At 69.3% G+C, this 14,197-nt stretch carries 13 protein-coding genes; 11 read left to right on the top strand and 2 right to left on the bottom strand.

What is annotated here, in order from left to right; all coding sequences use genetic code 11:
- Positions 1-2: 2 nt before the first annotated feature.
- The 8 genes from WBG06_RS12480 (at position 3) to WBG06_RS12445 (ending at position 7,877) form a co-directional block, all read left to right on the top strand.
- Positions 3-965, top strand: a complete 963-nt coding sequence (locus tag WBG06_RS12480) for an ABC transporter permease (protein WP_336737088.1) — start codon at positions 3-5, stop codon at positions 963-965.
- On the top strand, positions 962-1,849 hold the full coding sequence (locus WBG06_RS12475) for an ABC transporter permease (RefSeq protein WP_336737086.1): 888 nt from the start codon (positions 962-964) through the stop codon (positions 1,847-1,849). The genes WBG06_RS12480 and WBG06_RS12475 overlap by 4 nt, the downstream gene beginning before the upstream one ends.
- Before the next feature lie 24 nt (positions 1,850-1,873).
- Positions 1,874-3,520, top strand: coding sequence for an ABC transporter substrate-binding protein (locus tag WBG06_RS12470; RefSeq protein WP_336737085.1), 1,647 nt, complete (start codon positions 1,874-1,876; stop codon positions 3,518-3,520).
- A complete protein-coding gene (locus tag WBG06_RS12465) occupies positions 3,517-4,398 on the top strand; it encodes an MBL fold metallo-hydrolase (protein ID WP_336737083.1) in 882 nt (293 codons plus the stop codon). The genes WBG06_RS12470 and WBG06_RS12465 overlap by 4 nt, the downstream gene beginning before the upstream one ends.
- Before the next feature lie 11 nt (positions 4,399-4,409).
- On the top strand, positions 4,410-4,871 hold the full coding sequence (locus tag WBG06_RS12460) for a Zn-ribbon domain-containing OB-fold protein (protein WP_336737082.1): 462 nt from the start codon (positions 4,410-4,412) through the stop codon (positions 4,869-4,871).
- On the top strand, positions 4,868-6,010 hold the full coding sequence (locus WBG06_RS12455; protein WP_336737080.1) for a thiolase C-terminal domain-containing protein: 1,143 nt from the start codon (positions 4,868-4,870) through the stop codon (positions 6,008-6,010). The genes WBG06_RS12460 and WBG06_RS12455 overlap by 4 nt, the downstream gene beginning before the upstream one ends.
- Positions 6,011-6,105: 95 nt before the next feature.
- Positions 6,106-7,020 (top strand): SDR family oxidoreductase, encoded by a 915-nt coding sequence (locus WBG06_RS12450; RefSeq protein ID WP_336737079.1) that lies wholly within the window; start codon positions 6,106-6,108, stop codon positions 7,018-7,020.
- Positions 7,017-7,877 carry a MaoC/PaaZ C-terminal domain-containing protein gene (locus WBG06_RS12445; protein WP_336737077.1) on the top strand — a complete coding sequence of 287 codons (861 nt, stop codon included), beginning with the start codon at positions 7,017-7,019 and terminating at the stop codon, positions 7,875-7,877. The genes WBG06_RS12450 and WBG06_RS12445 overlap by 4 nt, the downstream gene beginning before the upstream one ends.
- Positions 7,878-7,899: 22 nt before the next feature.
- On the opposite strand, the gene WBG06_RS12440 is transcribed toward WBG06_RS12445, so the two are convergent.
- Positions 7,900-8,544, bottom strand: coding sequence for a TetR/AcrR family transcriptional regulator (locus WBG06_RS12440; protein ID WP_336737076.1), 645 nt, complete (start codon positions 8,542-8,544; stop codon positions 7,900-7,902).
- A 139-nt stretch (positions 8,545-8,683) separates the two neighbouring features.
- Between WBG06_RS12440 and WBG06_RS12435 the strand changes: the two genes are divergently transcribed.
- The 3 genes from WBG06_RS12435 to WBG06_RS12425 all read left to right on the top strand — a co-directional run bounded on the left by WBG06_RS12435 (position 8,684) and on the right by WBG06_RS12425 (position 12,667).
- On the top strand, positions 8,684-9,856 hold the full coding sequence (locus WBG06_RS12435) for an acyl-CoA dehydrogenase family protein (protein ID WP_336737075.1): 1,173 nt from the start codon (positions 8,684-8,686) through the stop codon (positions 9,854-9,856).
- 79 nt (positions 9,857-9,935) lie between these two features.
- Positions 9,936-12,059, top strand: a complete 2,124-nt coding sequence (locus tag WBG06_RS12430; RefSeq protein WP_336737074.1) for an acetate--CoA ligase family protein — start codon at positions 9,936-9,938, stop codon at positions 12,057-12,059.
- Between the two features lie 116 nt (positions 12,060-12,175).
- A complete protein-coding gene (locus WBG06_RS12425) occupies positions 12,176-12,667 on the top strand; it encodes a hypothetical protein (protein ID WP_336737072.1) in 492 nt (163 codons plus the stop codon).
- A gap of 218 nt (positions 12,668-12,885) precedes the next feature.
- On the opposite strand, the gene WBG06_RS12420 is transcribed toward WBG06_RS12425, so the two are convergent.
- On the bottom strand, positions 12,886-14,160 hold the full coding sequence (locus WBG06_RS12420; RefSeq protein ID WP_336737071.1) for a prolyl oligopeptidase family serine peptidase: 1,275 nt from the start codon (positions 14,158-14,160) through the stop codon (positions 12,886-12,888).
- Positions 14,161-14,197 lie beyond the last annotated feature (37 nt).

Here is a 14,197-nt window from a genome sequence, read left to right as displayed (position 1 = left end):
GCATGCTTCTCTACGCCGGACGCCGCCTGACCTACGGCCTGCTCGTGCTCGCCCTCGTCGCCACCCTGGTCTTCCTCATCATCCGCCTGATCCCCGGTGACGCCGTCCGGCTCCAGCTGGCCGACGCCCCCGGCGTCACGCAGGCCCAGATCGACCAGCGCACCGCCGAGCTCGGCCTGGACGAACCGGTCCTGACCCAGTTCGGCCACTTCGTGAGCGGGCTGGTCCAGGGCGACCTGGGCACCTCGTTCGACGACGAGCGGCCGGTCACCACCAAGATCCTCGAACGCCTGCCCGCCACCCTCGAGCTCGGACTGCTGGCCATCCTCTTCGGTGTCCTGCTCGGCGTGCCGTTCGGCATGCTCTCGGCGATCCGACACCACAGCATCATCGACAACGTCATGCGCTTCCTGGCGGTCATCGGCATGTCCCTGCCGAACTTCTGGCTGGCGCTGCTGCTGATCACCTTCCTGGCCCTGTGGTTCGGCTGGTCCCCACCTCTGGTGTACGTCTCCCCCACGGAGGATCTCGGCCAGAACCTCGTCCACATGCTGCTCCCGGCGATCGCCCTGGGCGCCGCGACGATGGCCAGCATCGCCCGGATGCTGCGCTCCTCGCTGCTGGAGGTGCTGGGCTCCAACTTCATCCGGACCATCCGCTCCCGCGGCGCCTCCGAGCGCGTGGTCGTGCTCAAGCACGCCGGCCGCAGCTCCATGATCCCGGTCTTCACCGTGCTCGGCCTGCAGGTCGGTCACATCCTCGGCGGCACCGTCATCCTCGAGCGGATCTTCGCCATCCCGGGCATGGGGTCCTTGATCTTCGAGGCCGTCGGGCAGCGCGACTACCCGGTCATCCTCGGCTGCGTCATCTTCTACGGCGCCATCTTCATCCTCGTCAACGTCGTGGTCGACCTGCTCTACGCGGTCATCGACCCCCGGATCCGGTACGAAGGAGCCTCGGCATGAGCATCGCGATCTCCGGGACCGCACGCGCGGCCCGCCGCCCCAAGACCCGCAGCGGCCTGGTCAGGTTCACCACGGAACAGCCCCTCGGCGCCATCGCCCTCTTCCTGATCACGCTCTTCGTGGTGGTCGCCGTCCTGGCACCGTGGATCGCGCCGTACGACCCGCTCGCCCAGGACCGGGTCAACCTGCTGACCCCGCCGGGCGTCGGCGGCCACCCCGCCGGCACCGACGAGCTCGGCCGAGACGTGCTGAGCCGGTCGCTCTACGGCGCCCGCACCTCGTTGCTGATCGCGGTCGCCACCCTTGCTCTCGGCGGTGCGATCGGGCTGGTCATCGGCGTCGTGTCCGGCTACTTCGGCGGCACCTGGGTCGACTCGGTCCTGCAGCGGATCATGGACGCCCTGATGGCGATCCCGTCGATCGTCCTGCTGCTGTTCGTGGCCGCTCTGCTCGGGCCGAGCGTACGCAACACCGTGATCGCCCTGAGCCTGCTGGTGATCCCGTCGATCAACCGCGTCGCCCGCGGCGAGATGCTCCGCATCCGCGAGGAGCCGTACGTCGAGGCCGCTCGCTCGGTCGGCTGCAGCACCCCACGGATCCTGCTCCGTTACGGGCTCCCCAACCTGATGGCCCCGCTCTTCGTCATGGGCTCGCTGCTCTTCGCCGTCATCCTCATCGCCGAGTCCGCACTCAGCTTCCTGGGCATCGGCACCCCGCCACCCACCCCGTCCTGGGGCCGGATGCTCAGCGAAGGCCGCAGCCAGCTCGAGATCGCTCCGTGGATGACCGTCGTCCCCGGCCTGATCCTCTCCGTGTCCGTCCTGGCGTTCAACCTGCTCGGTGACGCCATGCGCGACTTCCTCGACCCCAAACAGCGCCGCTAGCCCATCCCACCCAAGGAGTCCGTGATGTCCCACCCCATCCTTCGTCTCAAGAGATCATCGGCCCGGGCCGCCGGCGCGATCGTGGCCGCCGCCTGCCTCGCCCTCACCGCCGCCTGCGGCACCGGCGCAGACACCTCCGGGAAAGGCAAGATCGTCGAGGACGCCGGACCGCCGCAGGACGGCGGCATCCTGCACACGGCGGCCACCGCAGACGCCCCGTCGCTGGACATCCACAAGGAGGCGTCCTACATGACCCATGTCGCCGTCGGCACGGTCTACAGCCGGCTGGTCGCGCCGAAGACCGGCAAGGACATCGAGTACGGCTCGAGCGAGCTCGAGGGCGACCTGGCCGAGAAGTGGTCGAAGTCGGAGGACCTGAAGACCTGGACCTTCAACCTGCGTCAGGGCGTGAAGTTCCACGACAAGCCGCCGGTCAACGGCCGCGAGTTCACCTCGGCCGACGTCAAGTGCACGGTCGACCGGATCAAGAGCCTGCCCGGGCACCAGCTCGGCCTGGTCGCCAACGTCTCCAAGCTGGAGACCCCCGACCCGTACACCGTGGTCTTCACCCTCGCCTCGGCGAACACCGCCTTCGACCAGACGATGGCCAACCCGTTCATGTCGATCCTCCCCTGCGAGGGCACTCGGGGTGAGTTCAACCTCGCCGAGGACGCCATCGGCACCGGGCCGTTCGTGCTGAAGAGCTGGAAGCGCGACCAGGAGCGGGTGATGGAGAAGAACCCCGACTACTTCATCGAGGGTCTCCCCCACCTGGATGGCATCCAGACCACCGTGCTCCCCGACGCCCAGGCACAGATCGCGGCGCTGCGCAGCGGCAAGCTCGACATGATCTCCTCGCTCTCCACCGAGAAGCGCCAGGTCGAGCAGCTCCTCAACCAGATCGACGGGCTGCAGCTGCGTACGGAGAAGGGCATCACCCAGACCCGTGTGTTCATGAACGCCGCGGAGGGGCCCTTCAGCAAGCTCGGTGTCCGTCTCGCGGTCGCGAAGGCGATCGACAAGGAGGGGATGATCAAGGCTCTCCGCTCGGGCGGGACGCTCACCGGCCCGATCACCCCGACGCTGTTCGGCGCGATGCCCCAGGACGAGGTCGACGAGCTGCTGAAGTACGACCCCGAGGAGGCCAAGGAGCTGCTGGCGGAGGCCGGCTACCCGGACGGCTTCTCGGCCGAGCTGGTCGCCACCGACGGCTACGGCGAGACGATCCTGCGCGAGGCCCAGTGGATCCAGGAGGACCTGGGCAAGATCGGCATCAAGCTGACCATCGACCAGCAGGACTACGCCACCTACGTCAGCTCGACGTGGCCCGAGACGAAGTACGACATCATGTACGGCCTGCAGACCCCCATGCTGACGGCCGACGAATACCTCACCTCGGAGTACACCAGCACCGGGACCCGCAACTGGTCGAAGGTCAACGACCCCGAGCTCGACAAGATGGTCGCCGCACAGCGCGTCATCACCGATGACACCGAGCGGGAGAAGGCGCTGCAGGACATCGAGCGCTACATCATGGAGAACGTCTCCACCCCGCTCCCGCTGTACGCGTACGACACCCAGACGCTGTACTCGGGCAAGGTCCACGACTACTACCCGCACCCGGACTACTCCTCCCGCGAGCTCCAGAACATGTGGATGGAGCAGGAGTGAGCAGCGGCCCTCCCGTCCAGGACGAGCACCGTCGCGACGACTCGTGCCGCATCCTCGCGATGTGGGACGTCGGCGAGGCCCCACCACGTCCCGAGGAGCCGGTCGAGGTCGCTGACGGTGTCCACCTGGTGCTCGCGCCGAACGCCAACCACTGGACGTACGAGGGCACCAACACCTGGGTCGTCACCGGGGAAGGCCGGGCCGTGGTCATCGACCCCGGCCCGACCGACCCCGGTCACCTGGACCGGATCGACGAGGTGGTCCGCGGGGCCGGCGCCCGTGTCGAGACGGTCCTGCTCAGCCACCACCACGGCGACCATTCGCAGGCCGCGCACGCGGTGGCCCAGCGCTGGCAGGCAGCGATCAGGCCACGGGTCCAGCGCGGGGTCATCCCCGACGGGACTCGGATCGACCTGGGCCGGCGCACCGAGATCTGCACCCTGACCACGCCCGGGCACACCGCGGACGGGGTGAGCTTCGTCCTCGGTGAACGCCGCGCCATGCTCACCGGCGACACCGTGCTGGCCCGGTTCAACCCCTTCATCTCCCATCCCGACGGCACCGTCGCGGACATGCTCGCCTCGATGGCCCGGATCGCCGACCTGGTCGACGACGACTGGATCCTGCTGCCGGGCCACGGCCCGGCGGTCCGCGAGCCCACGACGTACCTGAAGGCACGGATCGCCGACCGCCAGCGCCGGATCGACCAGATCGCCGGCCTGCTGGCGGACGGCGTGGAGCGCGAGCACGTGACCGACCACGTCTACGCCAAGGTCGACGACGAGCGTCGTCCGGCCGCCCGGGCCTCGGTCGAGGCCATCCTCCACTACCTCGACACTCGCGCCGGACGGACGCGAGGGAAAGGCAGCACCGCATGAGGCAGCACCAGATGAGAACGGCGAGCCCGGAGATCTCCCCGGAGGCGAGGTTCGCGCCGGGGGCGACCCCGGAGACCCAGCCCTACTGGGACGCCACCGCCGCGGGCCGCCTCGACCTGCCGAGGTGCCGCCGCTGCGACCAGGTCTTCTTCTATCCACGCTCCAGCTGCCCGCAGTGCGGCTCCACCGACCTCGAGTGGGTGACCTGCTCGGGCCGAGGCCTGCTGCACACGTACGTCGTCTCCCACCGTCCTGCGCCGGGCTTCCCGGTGCCGACCGTGATCGCCGTGGTCGAGCTCGAGGAGGGCCCCCGGATGATGACCAACATCGTCGACGCCGAGCCGGAGGACCTGGAGCTCGACATGCCCGTGGAGGTGCGGTTCGAGCAGCGTACGGGCGTTGCCGTGCCTGTCTTCGCACCGGTGACGGACGACGTCTCGAAGGAGAACGACGAGATGGAGGTGGCCCGATGAGCCGCGACGTCGTCATCATGGGGGCCGCCGAGACCGACATCGGCAAGCTGCCCACCACCTCGACCCTCGAGCTGCATGTCGAGGGGGCGCGGCGTGCGCTCGCCGACGCGAACCTGACCAAGGACCAGGTCGACGGCATCGCCTCGGTCTCGGTCCCCGGTCCGGTCCAGGTCTCGCACGCCCTGGGGATCACGCCGACCTACGTGGACGGCACGGGGGTCGGCGGCTCGTCCTTCCTCTTCCACGTACGTCACGCGACAGCGGCGATCAAGGCCGGCTACGCCGACGTCGTGCTGGTGACCCACGGCGAGTCCGGACGGTCCCGGGTGGGCGCACCACCGTATCCCCGTGGGAACGACTCCGTGATGGCGCAGTTCGAGATGCCGTACGGGATCGTCGGTCCGCCGACCAGCTTCACCGTGCCCGCCCGCCGGTTCCTGCACGAGACCGACAACACCCTGGAGCAGCTCGCCGAGGTCGCGGTCGCGCAACGCCGCTGGTCCTCCCGCAACCCGCGGGCGATGTTCCGCGACGAGGTCACCGTCGACGAGGTCCTCGGCGCGAAGATGATCGCCGACCCGTTCACGCTGCTGATGTGCTGCCTGGTGACCGACGGCGGTGGTGCCCTGGTCGTCGCCTCCCGCGAGTTCGCCGAGGCGCACGGCAGCGACAAGCCGCTGGTCCACATCCTCGGCACCGGCGAGGCGGCCACGACCCCGCTGGTCTCACAGATGGAGGACATGACCCGCTGCAAGCAGTTCACGCTGTCGAGCCAGGCGGCGTTCAAGGAGTCGGGCACCTCCACGGCGGACATCGACCACCTGATGATCTACGACGCCTTCGCCCACGTCCCGCTCTACGGCCTCGAGGACATGGGCTTCGTCGGCCGCGGCGAGTCGGGGGCGTTCGTCGCCGAGGGTCACACCTCCCCCGGCGGCCGGCTGCCCATGAACACGAACGGCGGCGGCATGTCCTACACCCACACCGGCATGTACGGGATGTTCGCGATCCAGGAGTCCGTACGCCAGCTGCGCGGCGAGGCCGCCGCGCAGGTCGACGGCGTCAGCACCAGCCTGGTGCTCGGCAACGGCGGCATGTTCATGAGCGCGGCGACGCTGATTCTCGCCAACCAGCCCTGACCAGCCCTGACCAGCCCTGACCAGCCCTGACCAGCCCTGACCAGCCCTGACCAGCACTGACCAGCACTGACCCCACCACCCGAAGGAGCAGACCCATGACAGACACCGACCGACAGGTCGTCATCATCACCGGCGCCGGGCGTGGCCTCGGCCGCGCGCACGCGCTCGAGTTCGCCCGGCGCGGAGCCGCCGTCGTGGTCAACGACCTCGGCGCCGGCCTCGACGGCACCGGCAAGGCCGAGGACCCGGCCCAGCAGGTCGTCGAAGAAGTACGTGCTCTCGGTGGCGAGGCGATCGCCAACGGCAGCGACATCAGCGACCCGGAGGGCGCCCAGAAGCTGTTCCAGGACGCCCTCAACGAATGGGGCAAGGTCGACGTGCTGGTCAACAACGCCGGCATCCTGCGCGACCGGATGCTGGTGAACATGTCCATCGACGAGTGGGACGCGGTGATCAAGGTCCATCTCCGCGGCACCTTCGCACCGATGAGCGTGGCCGCGCAGCACTGGCGTGAGCTCTCCAAGAAGGGCGAGGACGTCGATGCCCGGATCATCAACACCACCTCCTCCTCCGGTATCTACGGCAACCCCGGACAGATCAACTACGGCGCCGCCAAGGCGGGCATCGCGGCGATGACCGTGATCGCCGCCCAGGAGCTGCGCCGTTACGGCATCACCGTCAACGCGATCGCCCCGGCGGCGCTGACCCGGATGACCGAGAACCTCAACCCCCACCGACCCCAGGTGGCCGAGGGCGAGTGGAACCCGGGCGCACCGGAGAACGTCTCCCCGGTCGTGGCCTGGCTGGCCTCGCCGGCCGGGCGCGACGTGACCGGGCGCGTCTTCAACGTACGTGGTGGGCACGTGAGCGTGGCCGAGGGCTGGGTCGCCGGGCCGACCGAGGAGAAGGACGGTCCGTGGACCGTCGAAGAGCTCGACGTGGTGCTCCCCAGCATGATCGCGGAGGCCCGCGCCAACTCGCTCACCAGTGGAAGGACGCCCGAGGAATGAGTCTGGACCGGTCCGTCATCGGCCTACGCTCTGAGCCCGAGGAGCGCTCCTGGACCAGCGCCGACACCCTGCTGTACGCCCTCGGGGTCGGGGCCGGGCACGACGACCCGCTGGCCGACCTGCGCTACACCAGCGAGCACGGCGACGACGCGTGCCCGGAGCAGAAGGTGCTGCCGACCTTCGGGGTGATGGTCACCTGGGGCACCCGGCGCGGCGGCCGGAAGATGGGCGACTTCAACCCGGCCATGCTGGTCCACGCCGAGCAGGAGGTGGTCCTGCACCGACCGTTGACCCCGGAGGGAACCGTATCGCTCACCTCCCAGGTGACGGGCATGTACGACAAGGGGTCGGGCGCCCTGGTGGCGAGCGAGTCCGAAGCGGTCGACCCGGCGACGGGAGAGGCTGTCGTGACCACCCGCAGCTCGGTGTTCATCCGTGGTGAGGGCGGGTTCGGCGGCGACCCGGGTCCCAAGGTCGCCTCGCCGATCCCGGAGCGTGAACCCGACGAGGTGGTGACGATGCCGACCTGGCCGGGCCAGGCGCTTCTCTACCGCCTCAGCGGCGACCGCAACCCGCTGCACTCGGACCCGCGCTTCTCCGCCCGCGGCGGGTTCGAACGGCCGATCCTGCACGGGCTCTGCACCTACGGGGTCACCGGCCGGGCGCTGGTCCGCACGATCACCGGGGGTGATGGCGACAGGCTGGCGTCGATGAGCGGGCGGTTCTCGGCGCCGGTCCTTCCCGGGGAGACCCTTCAGGTCGCGATGTGGCGGGTCGACGACACCACGACCGCCTTCCAGACCAGGAAGGAGGACGGCACCGTGGTCATCGACCGAGGCCTGGCCACTTGGCGCTGACCGTCGGGACGCCGTCGGCGGCCTACTCGGGCGCCGGCGGCGAGTCCGTCGCGATCTCTCCGTCGAAGAGCCGCTGGGCCAGCGCGATCGCGTGCCGCGCGACCCGCCTCGCCTGGCGCTTCGTCTCGCAACCGGCCGTCATCCGGGCCGCCTCGCCGATGAGCGCGGTCAGGATCGCACCGAGCAGCTTGTCCTCGTCGCTGGCACCGAGACCGAGCACCTGCAGGTTGCGGCGGATCCATTCGGTGTTGCGGCGTCGGCGCATCACCTCGAACCCAGGAGGACCGTCGCCGGCGTAGAACACCGGAAGCAGCTCGCGGTCCTCCCAGACCGCGTCCAGATAGGCCAGCGCGCCGGCCTCGAACTGGTCCAGCGGCGACTCGACCCCGCTCTTGCGCACCTTCGCCACGCTGGCGGCAGCAGCGGCAGCGAGCCGATCGACGTACTCCTCCCACAGGGCGAGGTAGAGCTGCTCCTTGCCGCCGAAGTGGTGATAGACACTGCCGACGCTGGAGTCGGCGCGGGCAACGACGTCGGACACGCTCGCGACCGTGTAGCCCTTCTCGGCGAAGACCTCGCGGGATGCGTCCAGGAGCTGGCGGCGCGTCTCCTCGGTCCTGGCCCAGCGCCGCCCGCCGGTGCGCTGCGGTTCGACCTCTAGCGACATCTTCACTCCTCGTCGTCCTGCGGGATCTTCTCAGAATATGCGCAATTCCTCTTGACGACGAACCGCGACTGCGTGACGCTTCTCATAGTCCATTCTAGAAAATGATTCTAGAAACTCACTCTATCTGAAGGAGCGGGCAATGATCGACTTCGCACTGGGAGAAGAGCATCGAGCGGTCAAGGAGGCGGTGCGCCAGTTCATCACCAAGGAGGTGATGCCACTGGAGGACCAGGTTCTCCTCAACGAGCGGAACGGGAAGCCGGCCCTCGAGCCCGGACAGCTCAAGGACCTGCAGGCCAAGGCCCGCAAGTACGGCTACTGGGGCATCAACACGCCTGAGGAGTACGGCGGCATGGCCGCCGGCGCGCTGATGTCGGCGATCATCACCGGCGAGTCCGGCCGCACCTTCGTGCCGTTCCGCTTCGGCGGCAGCGCCGACAACATCCTCTACGCCGGCACCGAGGCCCAGAAGCAGGAATACCTCATCCCCACCATCGAGGGCGAGCGCCGCAGCTGCTTCGCCATCACCGAGCCCGGTGCCGGCTCCGACGCCCGCAACATCCGGACCCGGGCGGTCCGCGACGGCGACGACTGGGTGATCAACGGCGAGAAGATCTTCATCACCAACGGCAACGAGGCCGACTTCGTGATGGTCTTCGCCGTCACCGATCCGGGGAAGGGTGCCGACGGCGGCGTCACCTGCTTCCTGGTCGACCGCGCGATGGGCTGGGAGTCCACGCCCATCCCGACCATGGGCGAGTGGGGACCGGCAGCGCTGAGCTTCCAGGACGTACGTGTCCCGAACGATCACATCCTCGGCGAGGAGGGCAAGGGCTTCGAGCTGGCGATGCAGTGGATCGGCAACGGTCGCTTCATGATTCCGGCCGGAGCCATCGGCGCCGCCGAGCGCATGCTCGAGATGGCCATCGAGCACGCCAACAACCGGCATTCGATGGGCCAGCCGATCGCCAACTACCAGTTCATCCAGGGCCACATCGCCGACAGCGCCGTCGAGCTCGAGGCCGCGCGCTGGCTGACGCTGCACGCCGCCTGGCAGGTCGAGAACGGCGTGGACGCCCGGCACGCGTCCTCGATCGCGAAGCTCTACGGCACCAACATGGCCAACCGTGTCGTCGACCGTGTCCTGCAGATCCACGGTGGCATGGGCTACACCAAGGAGCTCCCGCTGGAGCGCTGGTACCGCGAGCTGCGCCTGCTCCGCATCTTCGAGGGCACCGACGAGATCCAGCGCCGCACGATCGCCCGAAACCTCCTCAAGGGCCACGTCAAGGTGGGAGCGTCGCTGGCATGAGCGAGCGCAAGCGAGCGACCATCGAACACGTCAGGGCGCCGCGTCCGTATTCTGGCGCCTGCGCTACGGAGGAGGCGCCATGAGCATGCTCGACGCCGACAGGCTGCAGGAGTTCTTCCGCCCGAAGTCGGTCGCCCTGGTCGGGGCGACCGACAAGTCGGGCTGGTCCACGAGCACCTACAACAACCTGCTCCAGCACGGCTTCGCCGGAGACGTGCACCTGGTGAACCCCAAGACGCCTGTCGTCCACGGCGTCGAGACCCACCGCAGCCTCACCGACATCCCCGGACCGGTCGACCTGGCGTACGTCATGACGCCGATCGAGGTCGTTCCCCGGATCCTCGAGGATGGCGCAGCCCGGGGCATCCGCAACTACGTGATCCTCACCGCCGGCTACGGCGAGGTCGGCGGTGAGGGCGCGGTCCGGGAGCAGGAGGTCGCCGACATCGCGCGGCGCCACGACCTGACGATCCTCGGCCCCAACGGAAACGGGTTCATCAACGCGGCCGACTCCGTCACGCCGTACGGACTGCCCATCCCGCCCCCGCTGCTGGGTGGTTCGGTCGGCGTCGTGCTGCAGAGCGGTGCGCTGGCCAGCAACGTGCTGGCCTTCGCCCAGGCCCGCAACATCGGGATCTCGCTGCTGGTCTCGATGGGCAACGAGACCGTGATGTCGGTGACCGACGTGATGAACGCCTTGGTCGACTCCCCCACGACCAAGGTGATCGCGCTCTTCCTGGAGAGCATCCGACACCCGGAGGAGTTCGCCGAGATCGCCCGGCGGGCACTCGCGGCCGGCAAACCGATCGTGGCGCTCAAGATCGGTCGCAGCGCGAAGGCGTCTCGGACCGCGCAGGCCCATACCGGCGCCCTCGTCGGCGACGACAAGACCGTCGACGCCGCCTTCCGGCAGCTGGGCGTGATCCGGGTGGGCTCGCTGGAGGACCTCATGGTCACCGCCGGCATGCTCGCCGAGACCGGCCCGCTGCCGGGCAACCGGATCGGCGTCGTGACCCCCTCGGGCGGCGCCTCCGAGATCATCTCCGACCGGGCCGAGGACGAAGGTCTGGAGCTGCCGGAGTTCGCCGGGGCGACGACGACAGCGCTCCGGGAGATCCTGCCGCCGTTCGCGACGCCGAACAACCCGCTCGACGTCACCGGCTACGTCCTGCTCGACCGCCAGCTCATGTCGAAGGCGCTCGACGTCGTCGCGGCCGATCCTGGCGTCGACGTGATCATGCTGCTGCAGGACATGCCACGGGCGACTCCGGACTTCGACCTCGCCGTCGAGACCTACCGGCACACCGGACAGGTGATCCGCTCCTCCCCGAAGCCGGTCGTGATCGTGGGCAACGTCCTGGTCGACGTGAGCGAGACCGGGCGGGCACTGCGGGAGGCGGCTGACTATCCGCAGATCGCGGGTGGCATCGAGCACGGGATGACCGCTCTGGGGCATGCGGTCCGCTGGTCGCGGACCTACCGGCGCCATCAGGCGGGCGTGGACACGCCGGTCTCGGTCGAGGTCACGGTGCCGGACGGGCTGCCACCGCGCACCGGAACCTGGACCGAGCGTCATGCCGCCGCGTTCCTGTCCGCCAACGGGATCCCGATGGTGCCCTCCCGGGTCGCCACCTCACCCGACGAGGCTGCGCGCCTCGCGGAGGAGGTGGGCTTCCCGGTGGTGCTCAAGGCGGCTGCCGACGACCTGGAGCACAAGAGCGATCTCGGTGGCGTGGAGCTCGGCCTGCGCGACCAGGAGTCGGTCCGAGCCGCGGCTGCGCGGATCGCCGACGCCCTCGCGGAGGCCGGTCACGACGGCACCACGACGATCGTCCAGCCGATGCGCTCAGGTGGCACGGAGCTGCTCGTGGGGGTCGTCCGCGACCCCTCGTGGGGCCTCACCCTGGCAGTCGCCATGGGCGGCGTCTGGGTCGAGATCCTCGGTGACTCCCAGCTCCGGCTGCTGCCGGTCTCGGAGACCGAGGCCAGGCAGGCGGCCGAGTCGCTGCGCAGCGCTGCGATCCTCCGGGGAGCTCGGGGCCAGGCCTCGGTCGACATGGATGCGCTCGCCGGTGTGGTGGCCAGGATCGGCGCGATCGCGGTGGCGCTCGGCGACGACCTCGAGTCGCTCGAGGTCAACCCGCTGCTGGTCTCCGGAGAGCGGATCGAGGCACTCGACGCGCTCATCTCCTGGCGCAGCTGACCCTCGCGACCGTGGCCCGGGATGCACCCAGCATCCCGGGCCACGGTGACGTCCGGCCCGGACCAGCGCTCCGGGTCCGCTAGATTGCTTCCCGGTCCGCCGAGAAGGAGCTCAGGATGCCCACACAAGCGATGCGTACGTCCCAGATGCTGGCGATCGCGGTCATGTCCACGCTGGTGGTGCTGGGGGTCGTCGTCGCCCTCAGCGTTCCCGAGGCCGACCTCACGCTGCCCTCGGCGTACATCATCGGCGGGCAGGTCGCGGCCGGTGTCGTGGTCTTCGTGCTCTGCTCGACGATCGGGTTCCGGGTCGAGCCGATCACACCCGGCACGGATCCCGAGCGGGCGACGAGAGAGGCGCTGCAGAGGCAGCAGAGCTCGATGTTCCTCCGGCTCGTGCTCAGCGAGCTCGTCGCGCTCGTCTCGCTCGCGCTGGCCTTCGTTCTCACCGAGGGCCAGCTGATGACGTACGCCATCGGGGCCCTCATCTCGCTGGCGCTGATGGCCTACTTCGTCTATCCCTCTGCCCGCACCATCCGCCGGGTGGAGGCCAGCCTCGACAGCGCAGGGGCGCAGTCGAAGCTGGCAGAGGCGTTCGGCGTGCTCTAGGCCGTGTCTCCCAAAGACACGGCGGCCGCGAGCGGCGTTTCGGGCAGATCTGGCAAAGGCCACTTCGTTCAGACCTCCGGCGGGAAGGCATCCTGACGGCTTTCGAGTGGCGGCAACGCAGCCAGATCGGATGCGAAACGGCGCGTAGCGGGCGTGGATTTGGGAGACACGGCCTAGGTCGATCCCCTCGGCCGCGAGCACGCACCGGACGCCTCCGGTCACCGCTTCGCGGTCGCCATCCACTCCCAGATGCTCTGGCCCGCGTGGCTCGGGTCGTTGCGCGCGACGTAGATCCACGACCAGTGGCCGGGGAAGGTGTTGCCGTCCCAGGTGACGCCGTCGTAGAGGCTCATGATCGATCCGTCGATCCGCTCGTGGGCGTAGACGGTGTTCGCCTGCGGGTCCAGCGTGGTGTCGTCGGCGGAGGCGACCAACCAGGTCGGCGTCGTCATCGCCTCGAGCTCGGTGTCGGAGATGAAGTAGGTGTTCGACCCGTCGCGCGCGCCGATGCCACAACAGATCGGCGTCGAGGTCGCGAACACCTCCGGATGCTCGGCGACCATCTTCAGCGACATGTAGCCACCGTTGGAGCAGCCGACCACGTGGATCCGTCGCCGGTCGATCCGGTGGGTCGCGACGACCTCCTCGATCGCTTCCATGACGAGCGGTGCGAATCGGTCGCCGTCCAGCATCCAGGCGGACGTCGACTGCGGTGCGAGCACGTACGCTCCGCCGAAGTGAGCCTGCGCCTCCGGGGTGGCGAACCCGAGCGCACCTCGGTTGGCGCGCAGCTGCGTCTCGTTGTCGTAGTAGTCGTGGCCGTCGGTGAGCAGGCCGCCCTCGCCGCCGCCGTGCAGCCAGACGACCAGCGCCGCACCCGCGGCGCCGGCGGTCGGGGCAGGCGAGAACAGCCGGTAGTTCAAGCCGGACGCGGTCGCGTGATGACCGAACGCGTCGACCTCCGGGTCGGAGAGCCCACCCTGCCGGAAGGAGTCGATCACGACCCGGCCACTTCCTCCAGCGCCCTGCAGGGGCTCGACCTGGGTGATCGTGTAGTCGAGGTCCAGGAGGACGTTCCGCCCGTAGGCTCCCAGGTAGCTCAGCGTGCCCCCGCCGGCGATGCCCCAGCCGTGCTCCAGGGTCAGGGTGACCTCGTCGCGGCGGGACCAGCCTGCTGCGGTGACCACCCGGTCCTGCTCGTAGGCGACCTCGCCGGTCAGCGGGTTGGTGGCCGCGACGTGCACGGCGAACGTGCTCGCCGTGAGCGACGACCGCTCGGCACGGGCCAAGGCTGCCGACGAGATCCGCAGCGAGGTCACCTGCTCGCCGCCGTCGAGAACCTCGGCGACCGGCGTCACCAGCCCGTCACCCCTGGCGCTCGGGGCGCTCGGGGCGCTCCCGGCGGCGACGGCAGCAGGAGTGCCCAGGAGTGCCGAGGCTCCGGCTGCGGCACCCGAGACGAGGACGGAACGACGCGTGATCGAGGTACGCATGGGGGCTCCTTCGCGCAGGGAACAGGAAGCTTGTGAT

The organism is Nocardioides sp. CCNWLW239, from assembly GCF_037137035.1.
GTDB lineage: Bacteria > Actinomycetota > Actinomycetes > Propionibacteriales > Nocardioidaceae > Nocardioides.
Note: the sequence above shows the minus strand (reverse complement) of the source record. Positions and strands in the feature narration are given on the sequence as shown.